Origin of the sequence: Janthinobacterium sp. SUN128, assembly GCF_030587275.1 — a bacterium.
In the GTDB taxonomy this organism is placed as follows: domain Bacteria; phylum Pseudomonadota; class Gammaproteobacteria; order Burkholderiales; family Burkholderiaceae_D; genus Janthinobacterium; species Janthinobacterium lividum.
The window spans coordinates 3,867,819-3,882,100 of sequence record NZ_JAPWHY010000001.1; the positions used below are offsets into that span (position 1 = coordinate 3,867,819).

Here is a 14,282-nt window from a genome sequence, read left to right on the forward strand (position 1 = left end):
GTTTTACACGGCCGCAGTGTCCATCACCGCGGCCACCAGCGCCGGCAAACCGGCCATGTCGCTGAACACGACATGCGCACCGGCCGCCTTCAGGCGCGCTTCCTGGCCAGCGGCGATATGCCCGCCGCCGATAAACCCCAGCACCGTCATGCCCGCCGCCACGGCCGCCGTCACGCCCGTGACGCTGTCTTCCAGCACCAAGCACTGGCCTGGCGGCACGCCGAAGGCGGCAGCTGCCGCCAGGTAGAGGCCCGGATGCGGCTTGGCGTGGCCCACCAGGTCCGGCGTAAAGACGCGCTTGTCGAACAGCGGCGCCATGCTGGTCCGCTCGAGCGCCGACAGCACGCGCGCACTGACGCTGTTCGAAGCGACGGCCTTGGGCAGGGGAATGGCTGCCAGTGCCTGCGCCACGCCAGGCACGGCGCGCAGCTGCGCGTCGCAGGCCGCATCGACGGCGTTGCCGATGGCCATGATCTCGTCGGCCGGCAATGGCGGCAAGCCCAGCTCCTTGTAGATATCCTGCATCAGCGGCACCAGGCGCTGGCCCAGGCGCGGCTCGATCAAGCCTTGCAGGGTGATGCCCTCGGGCAGGTTCTGCAGGCGCGGTCCCAGCAATTCCAGCAGCGCTTGCAGGGCCACGGCTTCGCTGTCGATCAGCACGCCATCGCAGTCGCTGATCAAATGGGTATAGCGCAGTGGGGTGGTGGCGGTATCAGGCATGGACTCTCCAGAAGGCAACGGTGACGGGAAATGCGGCGGCCAGCCGGCCAAGGCAGGCATCGCAATGATCATAGGTGGAACAGGCGGACGCTACCACGCAGAAAACGTCTGAATGACGATACTTTTCTGCAAAAAGCAGCCAACGGGGGAAAGAATCGGGCGCCAGGCAGGCGTCGACGCGTAAATACCAATTCAATACCACGCAATACCAGTGATTATCGCTGATTTTTGAATTCGCTGCGTTCGTCTTGAAACCGGGACGCGGAAAGCGCCCCGGCGATGCGGTTTACTTCAGCCAGCCGCGGTGGCGGAAGTACAGGAACGGCGCGATGGCGCTGGTGATCATCAAGCCCCATGCCCACGGATAGCCGAACGACCATTCCAGTTCCGGCATCAGCTTGAAGTTCATGCCGTATACGCTGGCGATCAGGGTCGGCGGCAGGAAGGCCACGCTGGCCACCGAGAAGATCTTGATGATCTTGTTCTGGTTGATGTTGATGAAACCGACGGTGGCATCCATCAGGAAGTTGATCTTATCAAACAGGAACGAGGTATGGCCGTCCAGCGATTCGATGTCGCGCAAAATCTGCCGCGCTTCCTCGAACTGCTCGGAATTGAGCAATCGGCCGCGCATCAGGAAACTCACGGCGCGGCGCGTATCCATCATGTTGCGGCGGATACGGCCATTCAAATCTTCCTCGTGGGCAATCGCATTCAGCGCTTCGGCCGCGTGCGCATCGGTAAATTCCTTTTGCAGCACGCGCGTGCTGACTTCTTCCAGGTTCTGGTAGATGCCTTCGAGCACGTCGGCCGAATATTCGGCATCGGTGGCGTACAGGTCGAGCAGCACGTCCATGTAGTCGGCAATCGAGCCGGGCCGCGAACGGGCGCGCATGCGCACCAGGCGGAACACGGGCAAGTCGTCCGTATGCATGGAAAACAGGATCTTGCGGGCCAGGATGAAGGCGACCGTGATGACGCGCGAGGGACCATCGTCCTCTTCGCGCAGGAAATCTGTGCGCAGGTGCAAGTCGCCGTTTTCCGCTTCGTAATAGCGGGCCGACGCTTCAATATCCTTGACTTCGTCTTCGCCCGGCAGGGTGACGTTGTAGATGGCCTTGACCCAGGCCCGTTCATCATCGGTAGGGTCGGTCAGGTCGACCCACACCGGTTCGGCATTTTCGAGGTCTGCGCGGCTGTCGATCGGCACCTGGTTGAGCCGGCCATTCTGTAATACAAAGACATTGATCATGCGCGCTCTCAGCCGGATGTTGGGTTATCGTGATGTGCTGGCGCTGGCGCCAAAAATGAAAACAGCGCAAGTGTACCCGCAAAGGCCTTTTCACGACCACCCCCGGCACCGCTTTTTCACGGAAAAAGTGCGGCGTTGCACCAACCGGGCCGATTAAGATGCTGCGCCGCAATAGTGCCAATCAGGCAGCTTTAACTTTATACAAAGAAAGCCGGCTGCCATCAAGGCAGTTCCGCCGCTCCCATGCGGCGCAGGATCACGCCCGTACGCCGGTTCAGGTAGCCCGTATCGCGGTGGCGGTCATAAAAGCGGGGGTTCGGCAGCATCACGGCCAGTTTTGCCGCCTGCCCGGCGCTCAGGCCCGCCGCGCTGACCCGGTAATAGTGGCGCCCGGCCGCCTCGGCGCCGAAGATGCCCGTGCCAAACTCCACCACGTTCAAATAAATCTCGAAAATGCGCTGCTTTTCCATCAGGCTTTCCAGCATATACGTGATGATCAGTTCCTGGCCCTTGCGCACATAGCTGCGCGAGCCGGACAGGAACAGATTCTTCGCCAGCTGCTGCGTGATGGTGGAACCGCCCGCCACGACCTTCTGCTTCTTGCTGTTTTTTTCATATGCCTTTTGCAAGGCTTCCCAGTCCACGCCTTCGTGCTCGGAAAAATTCGCGTCTTCCGAAGCGATGATGGCCCGTTTCAGGTTGTTCGAGATGCGGTTGTACGGTACCCACGTCTGCTTGATCGTGGCATTCGGATTCTTGTCCTGCAAGACAGACAACTGTTCGCGCATGAAAGCCGTGCTGGACGGATTGTGCTCGACCCACCACCAGATTTGCAGGAAGAAATACAGTTGCACGACGATAAAAGCCAGCACGGGGACGATGAACAGCCACTTGATCCAGCCGTAGCGGCTGCCGCTGCGGCGCTGGCCCTTCTTGCCGGCGCTCACAGGGCACTGCGCAATTGCGCCAGCAAATCCTGCGTCCGCGGCCGCACGCCGCGCCACACGTAAAACGCTTCAGCCGCCTGCTCCACCAGCATGCCCAGGCCATCGCGCACCTGCGCGCCATGCTGCGCGGCAAAGTCCATGAAGACGGTGGGCTGGGCGCCATACATCATGTCCAGCGCCAGCGTGTGATCGCCGAAGATTCCCGGCGGCACGGGCGGCAAGTCGCCCGCCAGGCTGGCCGAGGTGGCATTGATGACGAGATCAAAGACGCCATCGGGCTGCGTGTAGCCGCCGGCGCGCAACTGACCGGGTTGATCCAGCGCATCGGCAAACTGCGCCACCAGCGCCTCGGCCGTGGCCACGGTGCGGTTGGCAATGAAGATTTCCTGCGGCCCCTGTTCCAGCAAGGGCAGCACGACGCCGCGCGCCGCGCCGCCCGCGCCCAGCAGCAGGACGCGCTTGCCGGAGACACTCACGCCCGCGTTGCGCACGATGTCCGCCACCAGGCCCGCGCCATCGGTATTGTCGCCAAGAATGGTATCGCCATCGAAACGCAGGGTATTGACGGCGCCGGCCGCTTGCGCGCGCGGCGTCAAGACGGTGGCCAGCGCGCACGCGTCCAGTTTGAAGGGCACCGTCACATTCGCGCCCTTGCCGCCCTCGGCGGCAAACGTACGGGCCGCCAGGGCAAAGCCATCGAGCGGCGCCAGGCGGCGATCGTAGACGATGGGCTCGCCCGTCTGCAGGGCAAACGCGGCGTGGATCAGGGGGGACTTGCTGTGGGCGATGGGATTGCCGAAGACACAATATTGATCGGGATTCATTTCTTGCTTGTTCAATTGCTGCCGCCAGTCAGGTTAGCTTCCATTTTTTCTTCGCGCGTAAATTTGAAGCGGGTAATGACGACCCACAGGTCATCCTTATCACTTGACAACATGTTCGGTGGGAAACGCCCATACGGCGCCGCGCGACGCACGATGGCCAGGGCCGCCGCATCGAGCGCGGGGTTGCCCGAGCTTTTCTCCACGCGGGCGCCGCCTTCCTTCTGGTAAATCGTGCCATCCTGGAAGATGGGGATGTAGACAAGCAGTTCGCCATACATCTTGCGGCCATTCTTTTGCGGGAAATTCAGGGTGCCGATTTCCTCGATGCGCTTTTGCAAGGTCTTGTAATACATGGCGTAGCCGACTTCCTGCGTGCTGGGCGTAATGAAGGTCTTGCGCGGACGCTTGTTCTGGTCTTCCACGGTCTGGCTGATCTCGGCCGCCATGCGCGCGATGGCCTTGCTGCTTTCCATCAAGTCCGAACCGGATGCGAGCGGATTGGGCTTGTCTTTTTCCGTGACGGGCGCGGCGCTGTAGGGCGTCGGCCTGGCCGCCTGCGTCAGCAGCTCCTGCTGCTTCTGCTCGAGTTCGGCAATGCGCCGGGCGCTGGCCTTGACGCTGTCGCCCTCTTCCACCTGGCGCATGTCGGGCAAGGGCGACTTGGCGCGGCCCTTGTCGGCTTGTCCGCCACCGTCGAGATTGGCTTGCGCCAGGGCATCGGCCTTCAGCGGCTTGTTCGCATGCTTGGCGTTGACCAGGATCACTTCCAGGCCGGGATCGGTCGCCACGGCCCGCTGCGGGGCCGGGGCGACAAAATGCATCGCCAGCAAAGCGCCGTGCGCCAGCAGCGATACCGCCACGGCAATCATCAGGAAACGATTCTCTCGGAAAGACTTCACGCGCAACCCAATTCGCAACAAACACACCATAACAAGATGGCTGAATTCTACGTCAAAGGGCGGTGCCGGCAACAGTTTTCAGCACCGCCTTGATGGCCTGACGACGGCCTTACTTGACCTCGGGTTCGCTGACCACGTCTTCGCTGGCCAGTTCCGCCACTTCCGCATCGGCGTCGCTGACCTGGTTCACCGCTTCCGGCGATGCTTCCGGCGCCACGTCGCCCTCGTCGGCGCCTTCGTCGCCCGATTCTTCTTCGTAATCCAGTTCGGCATCGGCAGCCGCATCCGGTACGGCGGCGATTTCCAGCAGGCGCGCTTCGATGCTCAGGTCGACCTCATCCCAGCGCAGCAAGTCCAGCTTGACCTGGGCGCCGCGCGCCACCGATGGCATGCCCGGCAGCTTGATGACCAGCGGAATGTCGACCAAGCGCAGGATCTCGTCTTTCAGCACGACGGCATCGACCTGGCGCGCGTTTTCCTGGTGCAGCCAGCGCAAGCACCAATAGCGTTCCATGTTCGACTGGAAATCGCCATACGCGGCATACGCGGCGTCGAACGCCGAAACGATGGCGAACAGATTCGCATCGCGCGGCTTGAACGGGGCCACCAGCGGCGCCGTCACGCCATGCTCGGCGCAGGCGATGATTTGCCACTGGTTCACCAAGTCCGTATAGCGGCGCAAGGGCGATGTACTCCACGCATATTGATCGACGCCCAGGCCCTGGTGCGGCGCCGCATGGGTGACCATACGCACCTGCATCTTTGCCGCCCAGCTATTGCCACTGCCACCGCCCTGGCTGCGATAGATGCCGGGCACGCCATGGTCGTGCAGCATCTTGCCCCAGGTACTGTTGGCAAAAATCATCAGTTCCGCGACGATCTTGTCGAGCGGCGCGCCACGCTTGCGGCGCGCCACGGTGACGATGTCGTTTTCCACATAGAAATTGAAATCGACGCGGTTATTCTGTTCCGGCTTCAAGCCGAACGCTTCGCGTTTCTTCATGCGGCCCTGCTCCAGCTGCTGCGCCCATTGCCACAGCACGGCAAAATCGGCCTTGTGCGGGTACTCGCCTTCGCCGCTGGCCAGGGTTTCCTCGTTGACCAGATCGTCCAGCTGGTTATGGCGCAAATTGCTGGCAATCGGCACCAGCTCGGCACGCGTCTGCGTGCTGACAACGGCCCAGTCCGCTTTCGGGTCCAGCGTGGCGTACAGCGACAGGGCCGGGCACGTCGTGCCTTCCGCAAGGGTGAATGCGTTGACGATTTCGTCCGGCAGCATGGTGATCTTGTCGCCCGGCATGTAGACGGTCGACATGCGCTGGCGCGCCATCTTGTCGATTACGTCTTCCGGGCGGATGCCCAGCCCCGGCGCGGCGATGTGGATACCCACTTTCACGGTACCATCCGGCAGCGGCTGCACGGAGAAGGCATCGTCGATCTCGGTCGTGGTCACGTCGTCGATCGAGAAGGCGGCCACGTCGGCCAGCGGCAGCTTGGCCGTCACGGACGGCACGGGCACGCTCGGGAAGCCCGCGCCTTTCGGGAAGTTTTCGAAGAGGAATTTCGACAGGTGCAAATCTTTCGGCGAAGCAATACCGCCGACAGCCAGCATCAAACGCGGCGGCGTCGTGTGCAATTCCGTGCACGCCGCTTCCAGCGCCTTGTATTCGATGGTGTTCTTGTCCGGCTTGAACAGCAGCTGCAGCACCATGGGCTGCATCGAGGCAGGCAAGCGGTTCTGTTTCAGCTCTTCCACATAGGCGGCTTGCACCAGCGCCTGCTGCTTTTTCTTTTCGATGCCGGCCAGGGCCGCCTTCAGCGACGCTTCCGGCGCCGCCTTGTAGCGGCCACGGCCTTTCTTGTAGAAATACACGGGCGCCGAATGCAGGGCCAGGATCAGGCCGGCCGCTTCCGGCGGCAACGGTGCATGGCCGAAATACTCGGCGCCCAGCTCGGCAAAGCCGAACTCGTCTTCACCCGCCACTTCCCACAGGAAATCGAGGTCAATCTCGGCAGCAACGGCCTTGGCTTGCTCCAGCAGCTCGGCCGGAGCCGGTTTTTCGTACTGCAGCAGCACGTCCTTGACCTTGACCTTGGTACGCTTGCCGCTGGCCATTTCGACCTGGTACGCTTCACCCGCTTGCGACAGGACCGTGCCGACCTTGAAATCGCCGGATTCTTCAAAAAATAGATTCATTGTTATGCTTTGTTTATTAATGTGTCGGTTGCAACGGTGCGAGTGAAGGGATTCAACTCCAGCACCGCCGGCAAAAATACTTCAGTTACCAGCAGCAATCCCTGGTGACGCTGGTACAGGCAGCGGCGGGCAAAAAACAGCGCCTGCTCGCCGGCGCGCCGCCCTTCCAATGCCAGCGCCGCCTGCGCCCGCTGCACCAGCGGGTGGCCGGCGCGCAAGCGGGCAAATTCCAGTTCGCCGCGCCGCACCATGCGGTCGCCAAACAAGGTCGTGCCCAGCGAACGTTCGCCCAGCGCGGAAAACAAGGGCCAGTCAGTGGCCGTCGCCTGCATGGGCACGACGGTATGGCCAAACACGGCCGGTTTGTTATCACAACGCAACAGCACTTCGCGTTCCCATACCCGTCCCGCGCGGTGCAAACCAATGATGGCGGCCTCGTCCATCAAACAGCGCGATGTTTTCTGATGCAAACATTGCACGCGGAACGCCTGGCTATGCGCTTTCAGCTTGGCCGTCAGCGAACCGCCGCCCGTGAGCCAATGGCGCAAGGCTGGCGGCGCATTGACGGCGTTCACGTGCGCATGCCATTGCGCCTGCCGCAGCGACCCCGGCCTCACTTGGCCGCGTCCGCGTCGATGCCGCAAAATGCCAGCACGGGCGCCAGGTATGCGGCAAATTCGCTGATGCCATGGTCGCTGCCATCGATGACGCACTGCTGCGCCCCCTGATAATGCGCCACCATGTCGCGGTAGTCGAGTACTTCATCGCCCGTGGCGGCAATCAGGAAATAGCGTTGCGGCTCAGTAATTTTCTCTACGGCAAAGGTTCGCAGCTCGTCGATGTATTCACGCTTGAACTCGAATGGCTTGTCCGAATGGAACTCGGTCGTCACGCCCACATGCTGTTCCAGGTCGATCAGGGGCACGATGGCAGGGTTCAGCAGCACGGCGCGGCAACCGAGCTGCTCCGCCAGCCAGGTGGCGTAATAGCCGCCCAGCGAGGAGCCGATGATCGTCAGGTCGGCCGGCGCCACATCCTTGACCAGCGACAGGGCCAGTTCGATGGCCAGCTTGGGCGAGGCCGGCAATTGCGGACACAGCCATTCGGCCTCGCGGCCCAGCGCCTGCATCTGCGCGGCCAGCAGGCGCGACTTCATCGACAGGGGCGACGAGCGAAATCCATGCAGGTACAGAATCATCGGCCCAGCGCCTCCAGCAACTTCTGGTGCACGCCGCCAAAGCCGCCGTTGCTCATGACCACGATCTGGTCGCCGGGACGGGCGCTGGCGGCCACGGCGGCCACCAAGGTATCGATGTCTTCGTAGGCGCTGGCAATCTTGCCCAGCGGCGCCAGCGCGTCGCCCAGGCTCCAGCCCAGCGCGGCATGGCTGCCGAAACCGAAGACCAGGTCGGCATCCTTGAGGCTGCCCGGCAGCGCATCTTTCATGGCGCCCAGCTTCATGGTGTTCGAACGCGGTTCCAGCACGGCCAGGATGCGGCCGCTGCTGCCTATCTTCTGGCGCAGCCCGCCCACGGTGGTGGCAATGGCCGTCGGGTGGTGCGCAAAATCGTCGTACACGGTGATGCCGTTGACCACGCCGCGCACTTCCATGCGGCGCTTGACGCTCTCAAAGCTGGCCAGCGAAGCGCAGGCCTGGGCAATCGGCACGCCCACGTGGCGCGCGGCGGCGATGGCCGCCAGCGCATTGCTGCGGTTGTGCTTGCCCGTGAGCGCCCACGCCACATGGCCTTCCTGCTGGCCATTGAAATACACGTCGAAGCTGCCATCGGCCTGCTCTTGCAGTTGCCAGTTGGCATCTTGACCAAAACTTTCCTTTTCACTCCAGCAACCGCGCGCCAGCACGCGCTGCAGCGATGCTTCGTCGCCGTTGAACACGAGGCGGCCAATGCCGGGCACGGTGCGCACCAGGTGATGGAATTGCGTCTCGATCGCGTGCAGATCGGGGAAGATGTCGGCGTGATCATATTCCAGGTTATTCATGACGGCCGTCTTCGCGTGGTAATGCACGAACTTGCTGCGCTTGTCGAAGAAGGCCGTGTCGTATTCATCGGCTTCGATGACGAAGAAGTCCGAGTCGGCGCTCCTGCCGTCGATTTTGCCGCTGAGGCGGGCGGAAATGCCAAAGTTCATCGGCACCCCGCCGATCAGGAAGCCCGGCGCGTAGCCCGCGTCTTCGAGTATCCAGGCCAGCATGGCCGAGGTTGTCGTCTTGCCATGCGTGCCCGCCACGGCCAGCACCCACTTGTTGCGCAAGATGTGTTCACCGATCCACTGCGGGCCGGACACATACGGCAGGCTGCGGTTGAGGATTTCTTCCACCAGCGGGTTGCCGCGCGAAACCACATTGCCAATCACATACAAATCCGGGTTCAGCTTGGTTTGTTCCGGATCAAAGCCCTGGATCAATTCGATTCCCTGCGATTCCAGCTGGGTGCTCATCGGCGGATACACGTTGGCATCGCAACCAGTGACTTTATGGCCGGCTTCCTTGGCCAGGACAGCCAGGCCGCCCATGAAGGTACCGCAAATGCCGAGAATATGAATATGCATGTGATCAGTGCGAAAGGTGCACGCTTAAGTAAGTAAGACGGTGAGATAAAAAACAGCAAGTGCAGGATTTTACCTGACGCCATGACTTTTTCCGCTTCGGAGTATCATCTCGCTCATGACAAACGATGCATTTGACGATAGCGCGCAGTTGCGCCTGGAAATCGCTGCCGCTGCCGCGCGCCTCGTGGCGCAGGATGGCGCCGACTATGGCAGCGCCAAGCGCAAGGCGGCGCGGCAAGTCCTCGGTGACGCGCCGAACCTGCCCAATATACTGCCTGACAACGACATGATCGAAGAACAGGTGCGGCAATACAATGCCCTGTTCCTGGCCGACAGCCAGCCGGCGCGATTGTTCCAGCTGCGCACGATCGCGCTGCAGGTGATGGAGGCGTTGCAACAATTTCATCCCCTGCTCAGTGGCCCCGTGCTCAATGGCACGGCCGGCCCCCACGACGAGATCTATTTGCAGCTGTTCGCCGAGAGCGCCAAGGAAATCCACATCTTCCTGCTCAATAAAAATATCGTGCTCGACATGTCGGAAAGCCCGCATTTCAAGGGAGCGCGTTATGATGCGGTCGAGACAGCCAGTTTCTTGTGGAAAAACGAAGGCGTGCACGCGGCCATGTATGAGCTCGACGATATGCGCGGCGCGCTGAAAGCCAAGGCGGACGGCAAGGTGCTGCGCACCGATATCGCCGGGCTGCGCAGCCTGCTGGCCGCCAGCCTCGCCGATGGCGTGCCGGCTGCCGACTAACATTGATATAGATAAAGTTATGACAAAAAAGAATTGGATCGCCTGTGCCATCGTGGCGCTGATGTTTGGCGGCATGGGCGCTTACGTCGGTTTGAGCAAGGAAAAAGCGAAAGAAGCGGAGAAAGAAGCGGGACCGCTGACGACCGCCATCGCGCCAGGCGCGACGGGTCCCGTCAACGAACTGTATGCGCTGTCCCTGCCGGACGCGGCAGGCGCCACGCAAGCCTTGTCGCAATGGAAAGGCAAGAATGTGCTGGTCAATTTCTGGGCGCCATGGTGCCCGCCGTGCGTGGAAGAAATGCCGGAGTTATCCGAAGTGCAAGGCCACTACGGGGCGAAAAACCTGCAGGTGATCGGTATCGGCATCGATTCGGCCAGTAATATTGCCACTTTTGCCAGCAAGGTCAAGATCGCCTATCCCGTGTATGTGTCCGGCATGAGCGGCACCGACCTGTCGCGTCATTTTGGCAATGCCACGGGCGGTTTGCCCTTTACGGTGCTGATCGGCGCCGATGGCGAAGTCAAAAAGACCTATCTGGGCCGCTTGAAATTTGATCAGTTGCGCGCCGATCTGGATAAATTGTAAATTCGGAGCGTGCTTTTTTCTCTTGCCAATGCGTATCTTTGGCGGCAAAATGCGGAACTTTCGCTAAAACGGTCTTCCATACATGGCAAAAAACCTCCTTCTGCTCAACGGTCCCAACCTGAATTTGCTGGGAACGCGCGAGCCTGAGGTCTACGGCGCCAGCACCTTGGCCGATATCGAGCAGGCAGCAATGGCGCAAGCCATGGCGGCCGGTGCCGACCTGGTTTGCTTTCAAAGCAACCATGAAGGCGCGCTGATCGACCGCATCCATGCCGCGCGAGCGGAAGGGATCGATGCCATCGTCATCAATCCGGGCGGCCTGACCCATACCAGCGTTGCTTTGCGCGATGCGCTGGCCGGGGTCGCCATCCCGTTCGTGGAAGTCCATATCTCGAATATTTATCAACGCGAAACGTTTCGACATCACTCATTTCTCAGCGCGATCGCGCAGGGGACGATCTGCGGCCTGGGTATCGATGGATATCGGTTTGCCATCGACTTTGCGCTTAAAAAACGTTAATCTACGCGATCTGCACGCATTTAGCGCGGCGATAGGTTCTTGGACATCACCGCATCACTCATAAAACAAACTACATTCCTAGGGGTTTTACATGGATCTACGAAAACTCAAGACCTTGATCGACCTGGTCGCCGAATCGGATATCGCAGAGCTGGAAGTTACCGAAGGCGAAAGCAAGGTTCGCATCGTCAAATCGTCGGCCATGCCGCAAAACCAGATGGTCATGATGCAGCCGCAAGGCATGCAAGCCCAATACCAGCCAGCCGCGCCAGCCGCAGCACCAGCGGCTGCTGCCGTCGTGGTCGCCGCCGAGCCAACGGGCTATGTGGTCAAGTCGCCGATGGTCGGTACCTTCTACCGTTCCTCCGCTCCTGGCAGCGCCGCCTATGTTGAAGTGGGCTCGACCGTCAAGGAAGGTGATACCCTGTGCATCATCGAAGCGATGAAGCTCCTGAATGAAATCGACTCCGATAAAGCCGGTGTCGTGACCCAGATCCTGGTCGAAAACGGCCAACCGGTCGAATTCGGTCAACCCTTGTTTGTGATCGGCTAAAACCCAGTCCACACGGCCGGCAACGGCCGTTTGCAGTTTTAGCCCCTCACACTTGTTGTTTCGCCGGCTAGCCGGCTCTCACAGACATACGCGAACCTACCATGTTTGAAAAAATCCTGATTGCCAACCGTGGTGAAATTGCCCTCCGTATTCAGCGCGCCTGCCGCGAAATGGGCATTAAAACGGTTGTAGTCCACTCCGAAGCCGACAAGGACGCGAAATACGTCAAGCTGGCCGACGAATCCGTTTGTATCGGCCCGGCACAGTCGTCCCTGAGCTACCTGAACATGCCCGCCATCATCAGCGCTGCTGAAGTGACGGATGCGCAAGCGATTCACCCAGGCTATGGCTTCCTGTCGGAAAATGCCGACTTTGCCGAACGCGTCGAGAAATCGGGCTTCGTCTTCATCGGCCCCCGCTCCGAATCGATCCGTTTGATGGGCGACAAAGTGTCGGCCAAGCAAACCATGATCAAGGCTGGCGTACCGTGCGTACCCGGCTCGGAAGGCGCGTTGCCGGACGATCCGAAAGCGATCGTGCAAATTGCCCGCAAGATCGGCTACCCGGTCATCATCAAGGCCGCCGGTGGCGGTGGCGGACGCGGCATGCGCGTGGTGCACACGGAAGCGGCCCTGATCAACGCCGTGGCGATGACCAAGACGGAAGCCGGCACGGCCTTCGGCAACCCTGAAGTGTATATGGAGAAGTACCTGGAAAATCCGCGCCACGTGGAAATCCAGATCCTCGCCGACGAACACAAGAACGCCGTCTGGCTGGGCGAGCGCGACTGCTCCATGCAGCGCCGCCACCAGAAAGTGATCGAAGAAGCACCAGCGCCGGGGATCCCGCGCAAACTGATCGAGAAAATCGGCGACCGTTGCGCCGAAGCTTGCCGCAAGATCGGCTACCGCGGCGCCGGCACGTTTGAATTCCTGTACGAAAACGGCGAGTTCTATTTCATTGAAATGAATACCCGCGTACAAGTGGAACATCCGGTTACCGAGATGATCACCGGCATCGACATCGTGCAAGAACAGATCCGCATCGCGGCCGGCGAAAAACTGCGTTTCCGCCAGCGCGACGTCCTGCTGTCGGGCCACGCCATCGAGTGCCGCATCAACGCCGAAGATCCCTTCAAGTTCACGCCATCGCCAGGCAAGATCGTGTCGTGGCATGCACCGGGCGGTCCCGGCATCCGCGTCGACTCGCACGCCTACGCCGGCTACTACGTGCCGCCGCACTACGACTCGATGATCGGCAAAGTGATCGCTTACGGCGCCACGCGCGAGCAGGCGATCCGCCGCATGCAGATCGCCCTGTCCGAAATGGTGGTCGAAGGCATCAACACGAACATCGCCCTGCACCGCGAACTGATGATCGACGCGCGCTTCATCGAAGGCGGCACCAACATTCACTATCTGGAACAGAAACTGGCCGACATGCCGGACCTGGGCAAGAACCTGAATGGCGGCAGCCCCAGCATCGCCAAGAAGTCCGAAATCAAGGCGGGCGCATGAGCTGGACGGAAATCGTCATCGAGATCGCCCGTGACAACGCCGAGGCCATGTCCGACGCGTTGATGGAAGCGGGCGCCCTGTCGGTCTCGGTGGAAGACGCCGATGAAGGCACGGATGCCGAGCAGCCGCTGTTTGGCGAACCGGGCATGGAACCGAAGGAAGCGGCGTGGGAACGCAGCCGCGTGGTGGCGCTGACGGACGTCGACGCCGACCAGGCCGCCATCGTGGCCGCTGCGGCCCAAGCGGTCGGCATGGCGGAAGTTCCCGCCTTTGCCATGCGCCCCGTCGAAGAGCAGGACTGGGTGCGCCTGACCCAGTCGCAATTCGCCCCGATTCACATCGGCAAGAATATCTGGGTCGTGCCCAGCTGGCACGAGGCACCGGATCCTGACGGCCTGATCCTGGAACTGGATCCGGGCCTGGCCTTCGGTACGGGCAGCCATCCGACCACGCGTTTGTGCATGGAGTGGCTGGAAGCCAATCCGGCTCCTGGCAAGACCGTGCTCGACTACGGTTGCGGTTCCGGCATCCTGGCCATGGTGGCCAAGAAACTCGGTGCGCAAACGGTGGCCGGCGTCGACATCGACCCGCAAGCGATCGAATCGGCGCGCGACAATGCCGAACGCAACCAGTGCGAGATCGAATATTTCTTGCCAGACACGTTTGCCACTTCGGCACACGCCACGGCCAAGTTTGACATCGTCGTCGCCAACATCCTGTCGAGCCCATTGAAGCTGATGGCGCCGATGCTGTCGGGCCGTGTCGCCGATGGCGGCGCGCTGATCCTGTCCGGCGTGCTGGCACGCCAGGCGGAAGAAGTGGCCGCTGCCTACGCACCATTCATCCAGCTGGGTGTGTGGGCCGAGCAAGATGGCTGGGTGGCTCTGCATGGCCGCCTGGGCAGCACGCAAGCACCTGCGCCCCGCGCGGAAGGTGCATAAG

The 14,282-nt window shown here is 61.3% G+C and carries 15 protein-coding genes; 6 read left to right on the forward strand and 9 right to left on the reverse strand.

The genetic code is table 11. The annotated features are described in order from the left end of the window. Window positions 1-3 precede the first annotated feature (3 nt). From O3297_RS17505 to mpl, 9 genes are all read right to left on the reverse strand, one after another. The gene (locus O3297_RS17505; protein ID WP_305049303.1) at window positions 4-720 is read right to left on the reverse strand and encodes an HAD family phosphatase; all 717 of its coding nucleotides are present in this window, start codon (window positions 718-720) and stop codon (window positions 4-6) included. A gap of 286 nt (window positions 721-1,006) precedes the next feature. Beyond that, complete coding sequence (corA, locus tag O3297_RS17510; RefSeq protein WP_034746658.1) at window positions 1,007-1,972, reverse strand: magnesium/cobalt transporter CorA; 966 nt, start codon at window positions 1,970-1,972, stop codon at window positions 1,007-1,009. A 221-nt stretch (window positions 1,973-2,193) separates the two neighbouring features. Continuing rightward, window positions 2,194-2,919 (reverse strand): monofunctional biosynthetic peptidoglycan transglycosylase, encoded by a 726-nt coding sequence (gene mtgA, locus O3297_RS17515; RefSeq protein ID WP_070255932.1) that lies wholly within the window; start codon window positions 2,917-2,919, stop codon window positions 2,194-2,196. After that, a complete protein-coding gene (aroE, locus tag O3297_RS17520) occupies window positions 2,916-3,743 on the reverse strand; it encodes a shikimate dehydrogenase (protein ID WP_305049698.1) in 828 nt (275 codons plus the stop codon). The genes mtgA and aroE overlap by 4 nt, the downstream gene beginning before the upstream one ends. Window positions 3,744-3,754: 11 nt before the next feature. Beyond that, window positions 3,755-4,612 (reverse strand): energy transducer TonB, encoded by an 858-nt coding sequence (locus tag O3297_RS17525; RefSeq protein ID WP_305049700.1) that lies wholly within the window; start codon window positions 4,610-4,612, stop codon window positions 3,755-3,757. A 139-nt stretch (window positions 4,613-4,751) separates the two neighbouring features. After that, window positions 4,752-6,839: a ribonuclease catalytic domain-containing protein gene (locus O3297_RS17530; protein WP_305049304.1), complete on the reverse strand. Its 2,088-nt coding sequence runs from the start codon at window positions 6,837-6,839 to the stop codon at window positions 4,752-4,754. Between the two features lie 2 nt (window positions 6,840-6,841). After that, complete coding sequence (locus O3297_RS17535; RefSeq protein WP_305049305.1) at window positions 6,842-7,456, reverse strand: chorismate lyase; 615 nt, start codon at window positions 7,454-7,456, stop codon at window positions 6,842-6,844. After that, complete coding sequence (locus O3297_RS17540) at window positions 7,453-8,037, reverse strand: YqiA/YcfP family alpha/beta fold hydrolase (protein ID WP_099389029.1); 585 nt, start codon at window positions 8,035-8,037, stop codon at window positions 7,453-7,455. The genes O3297_RS17535 and O3297_RS17540 overlap by 4 nt, the downstream gene beginning before the upstream one ends. After that, window positions 8,034-9,410 (reverse strand): UDP-N-acetylmuramate:L-alanyl-gamma-D-glutamyl-meso-diaminopimelate ligase, encoded by a 1,377-nt coding sequence (mpl, locus tag O3297_RS17545; protein WP_305049306.1) that lies wholly within the window; start codon window positions 9,408-9,410, stop codon window positions 8,034-8,036. The genes O3297_RS17540 and mpl overlap by 4 nt, the downstream gene beginning before the upstream one ends. A gap of 115 nt (window positions 9,411-9,525) precedes the next feature. Between mpl and O3297_RS17550 the strand changes: the two genes are divergently transcribed. From O3297_RS17550 to prmA, 6 genes are all read left to right on the forward strand, one after another. Then, entirely contained in the window at window positions 9,526-10,164 is a 639-nt protein-coding gene (locus O3297_RS17550) for a hypothetical protein (protein ID WP_305049307.1), read from the forward strand. 19 nt (window positions 10,165-10,183) lie between these two features. Next, on the forward strand, window positions 10,184-10,750 hold the full coding sequence (locus O3297_RS17555; protein WP_305049308.1) for a TlpA disulfide reductase family protein: 567 nt from the start codon (window positions 10,184-10,186) through the stop codon (window positions 10,748-10,750). A gap of 82 nt (window positions 10,751-10,832) precedes the next feature. Then, a complete protein-coding gene (gene aroQ / locus O3297_RS17560) occupies window positions 10,833-11,270 on the forward strand; it encodes a type II 3-dehydroquinate dehydratase (RefSeq protein ID WP_034746628.1) in 438 nt (145 codons plus the stop codon). Between the two features lie 91 nt (window positions 11,271-11,361). After that, window positions 11,362-11,823 carry an acetyl-CoA carboxylase biotin carboxyl carrier protein gene (gene accB / locus O3297_RS17565; protein WP_034780252.1) on the forward strand — a complete coding sequence of 154 codons (462 nt, stop codon included), beginning with the start codon at window positions 11,362-11,364 and terminating at the stop codon, window positions 11,821-11,823. 101 nt (window positions 11,824-11,924) lie between these two features. After that, entirely contained in the window at window positions 11,925-13,340 is a 1,416-nt protein-coding gene (gene accC, locus O3297_RS17570; protein WP_034746622.1) for an acetyl-CoA carboxylase biotin carboxylase subunit, read from the forward strand. Then, window positions 13,337-14,281 (forward strand): 50S ribosomal protein L11 methyltransferase, encoded by a 945-nt coding sequence (prmA, locus tag O3297_RS17575; protein ID WP_034780253.1) that lies wholly within the window; start codon window positions 13,337-13,339, stop codon window positions 14,279-14,281. The genes accC and prmA overlap by 4 nt, the downstream gene beginning before the upstream one ends. The last annotated feature ends 1 nt before the right edge of the window (window position 14,282 follow it).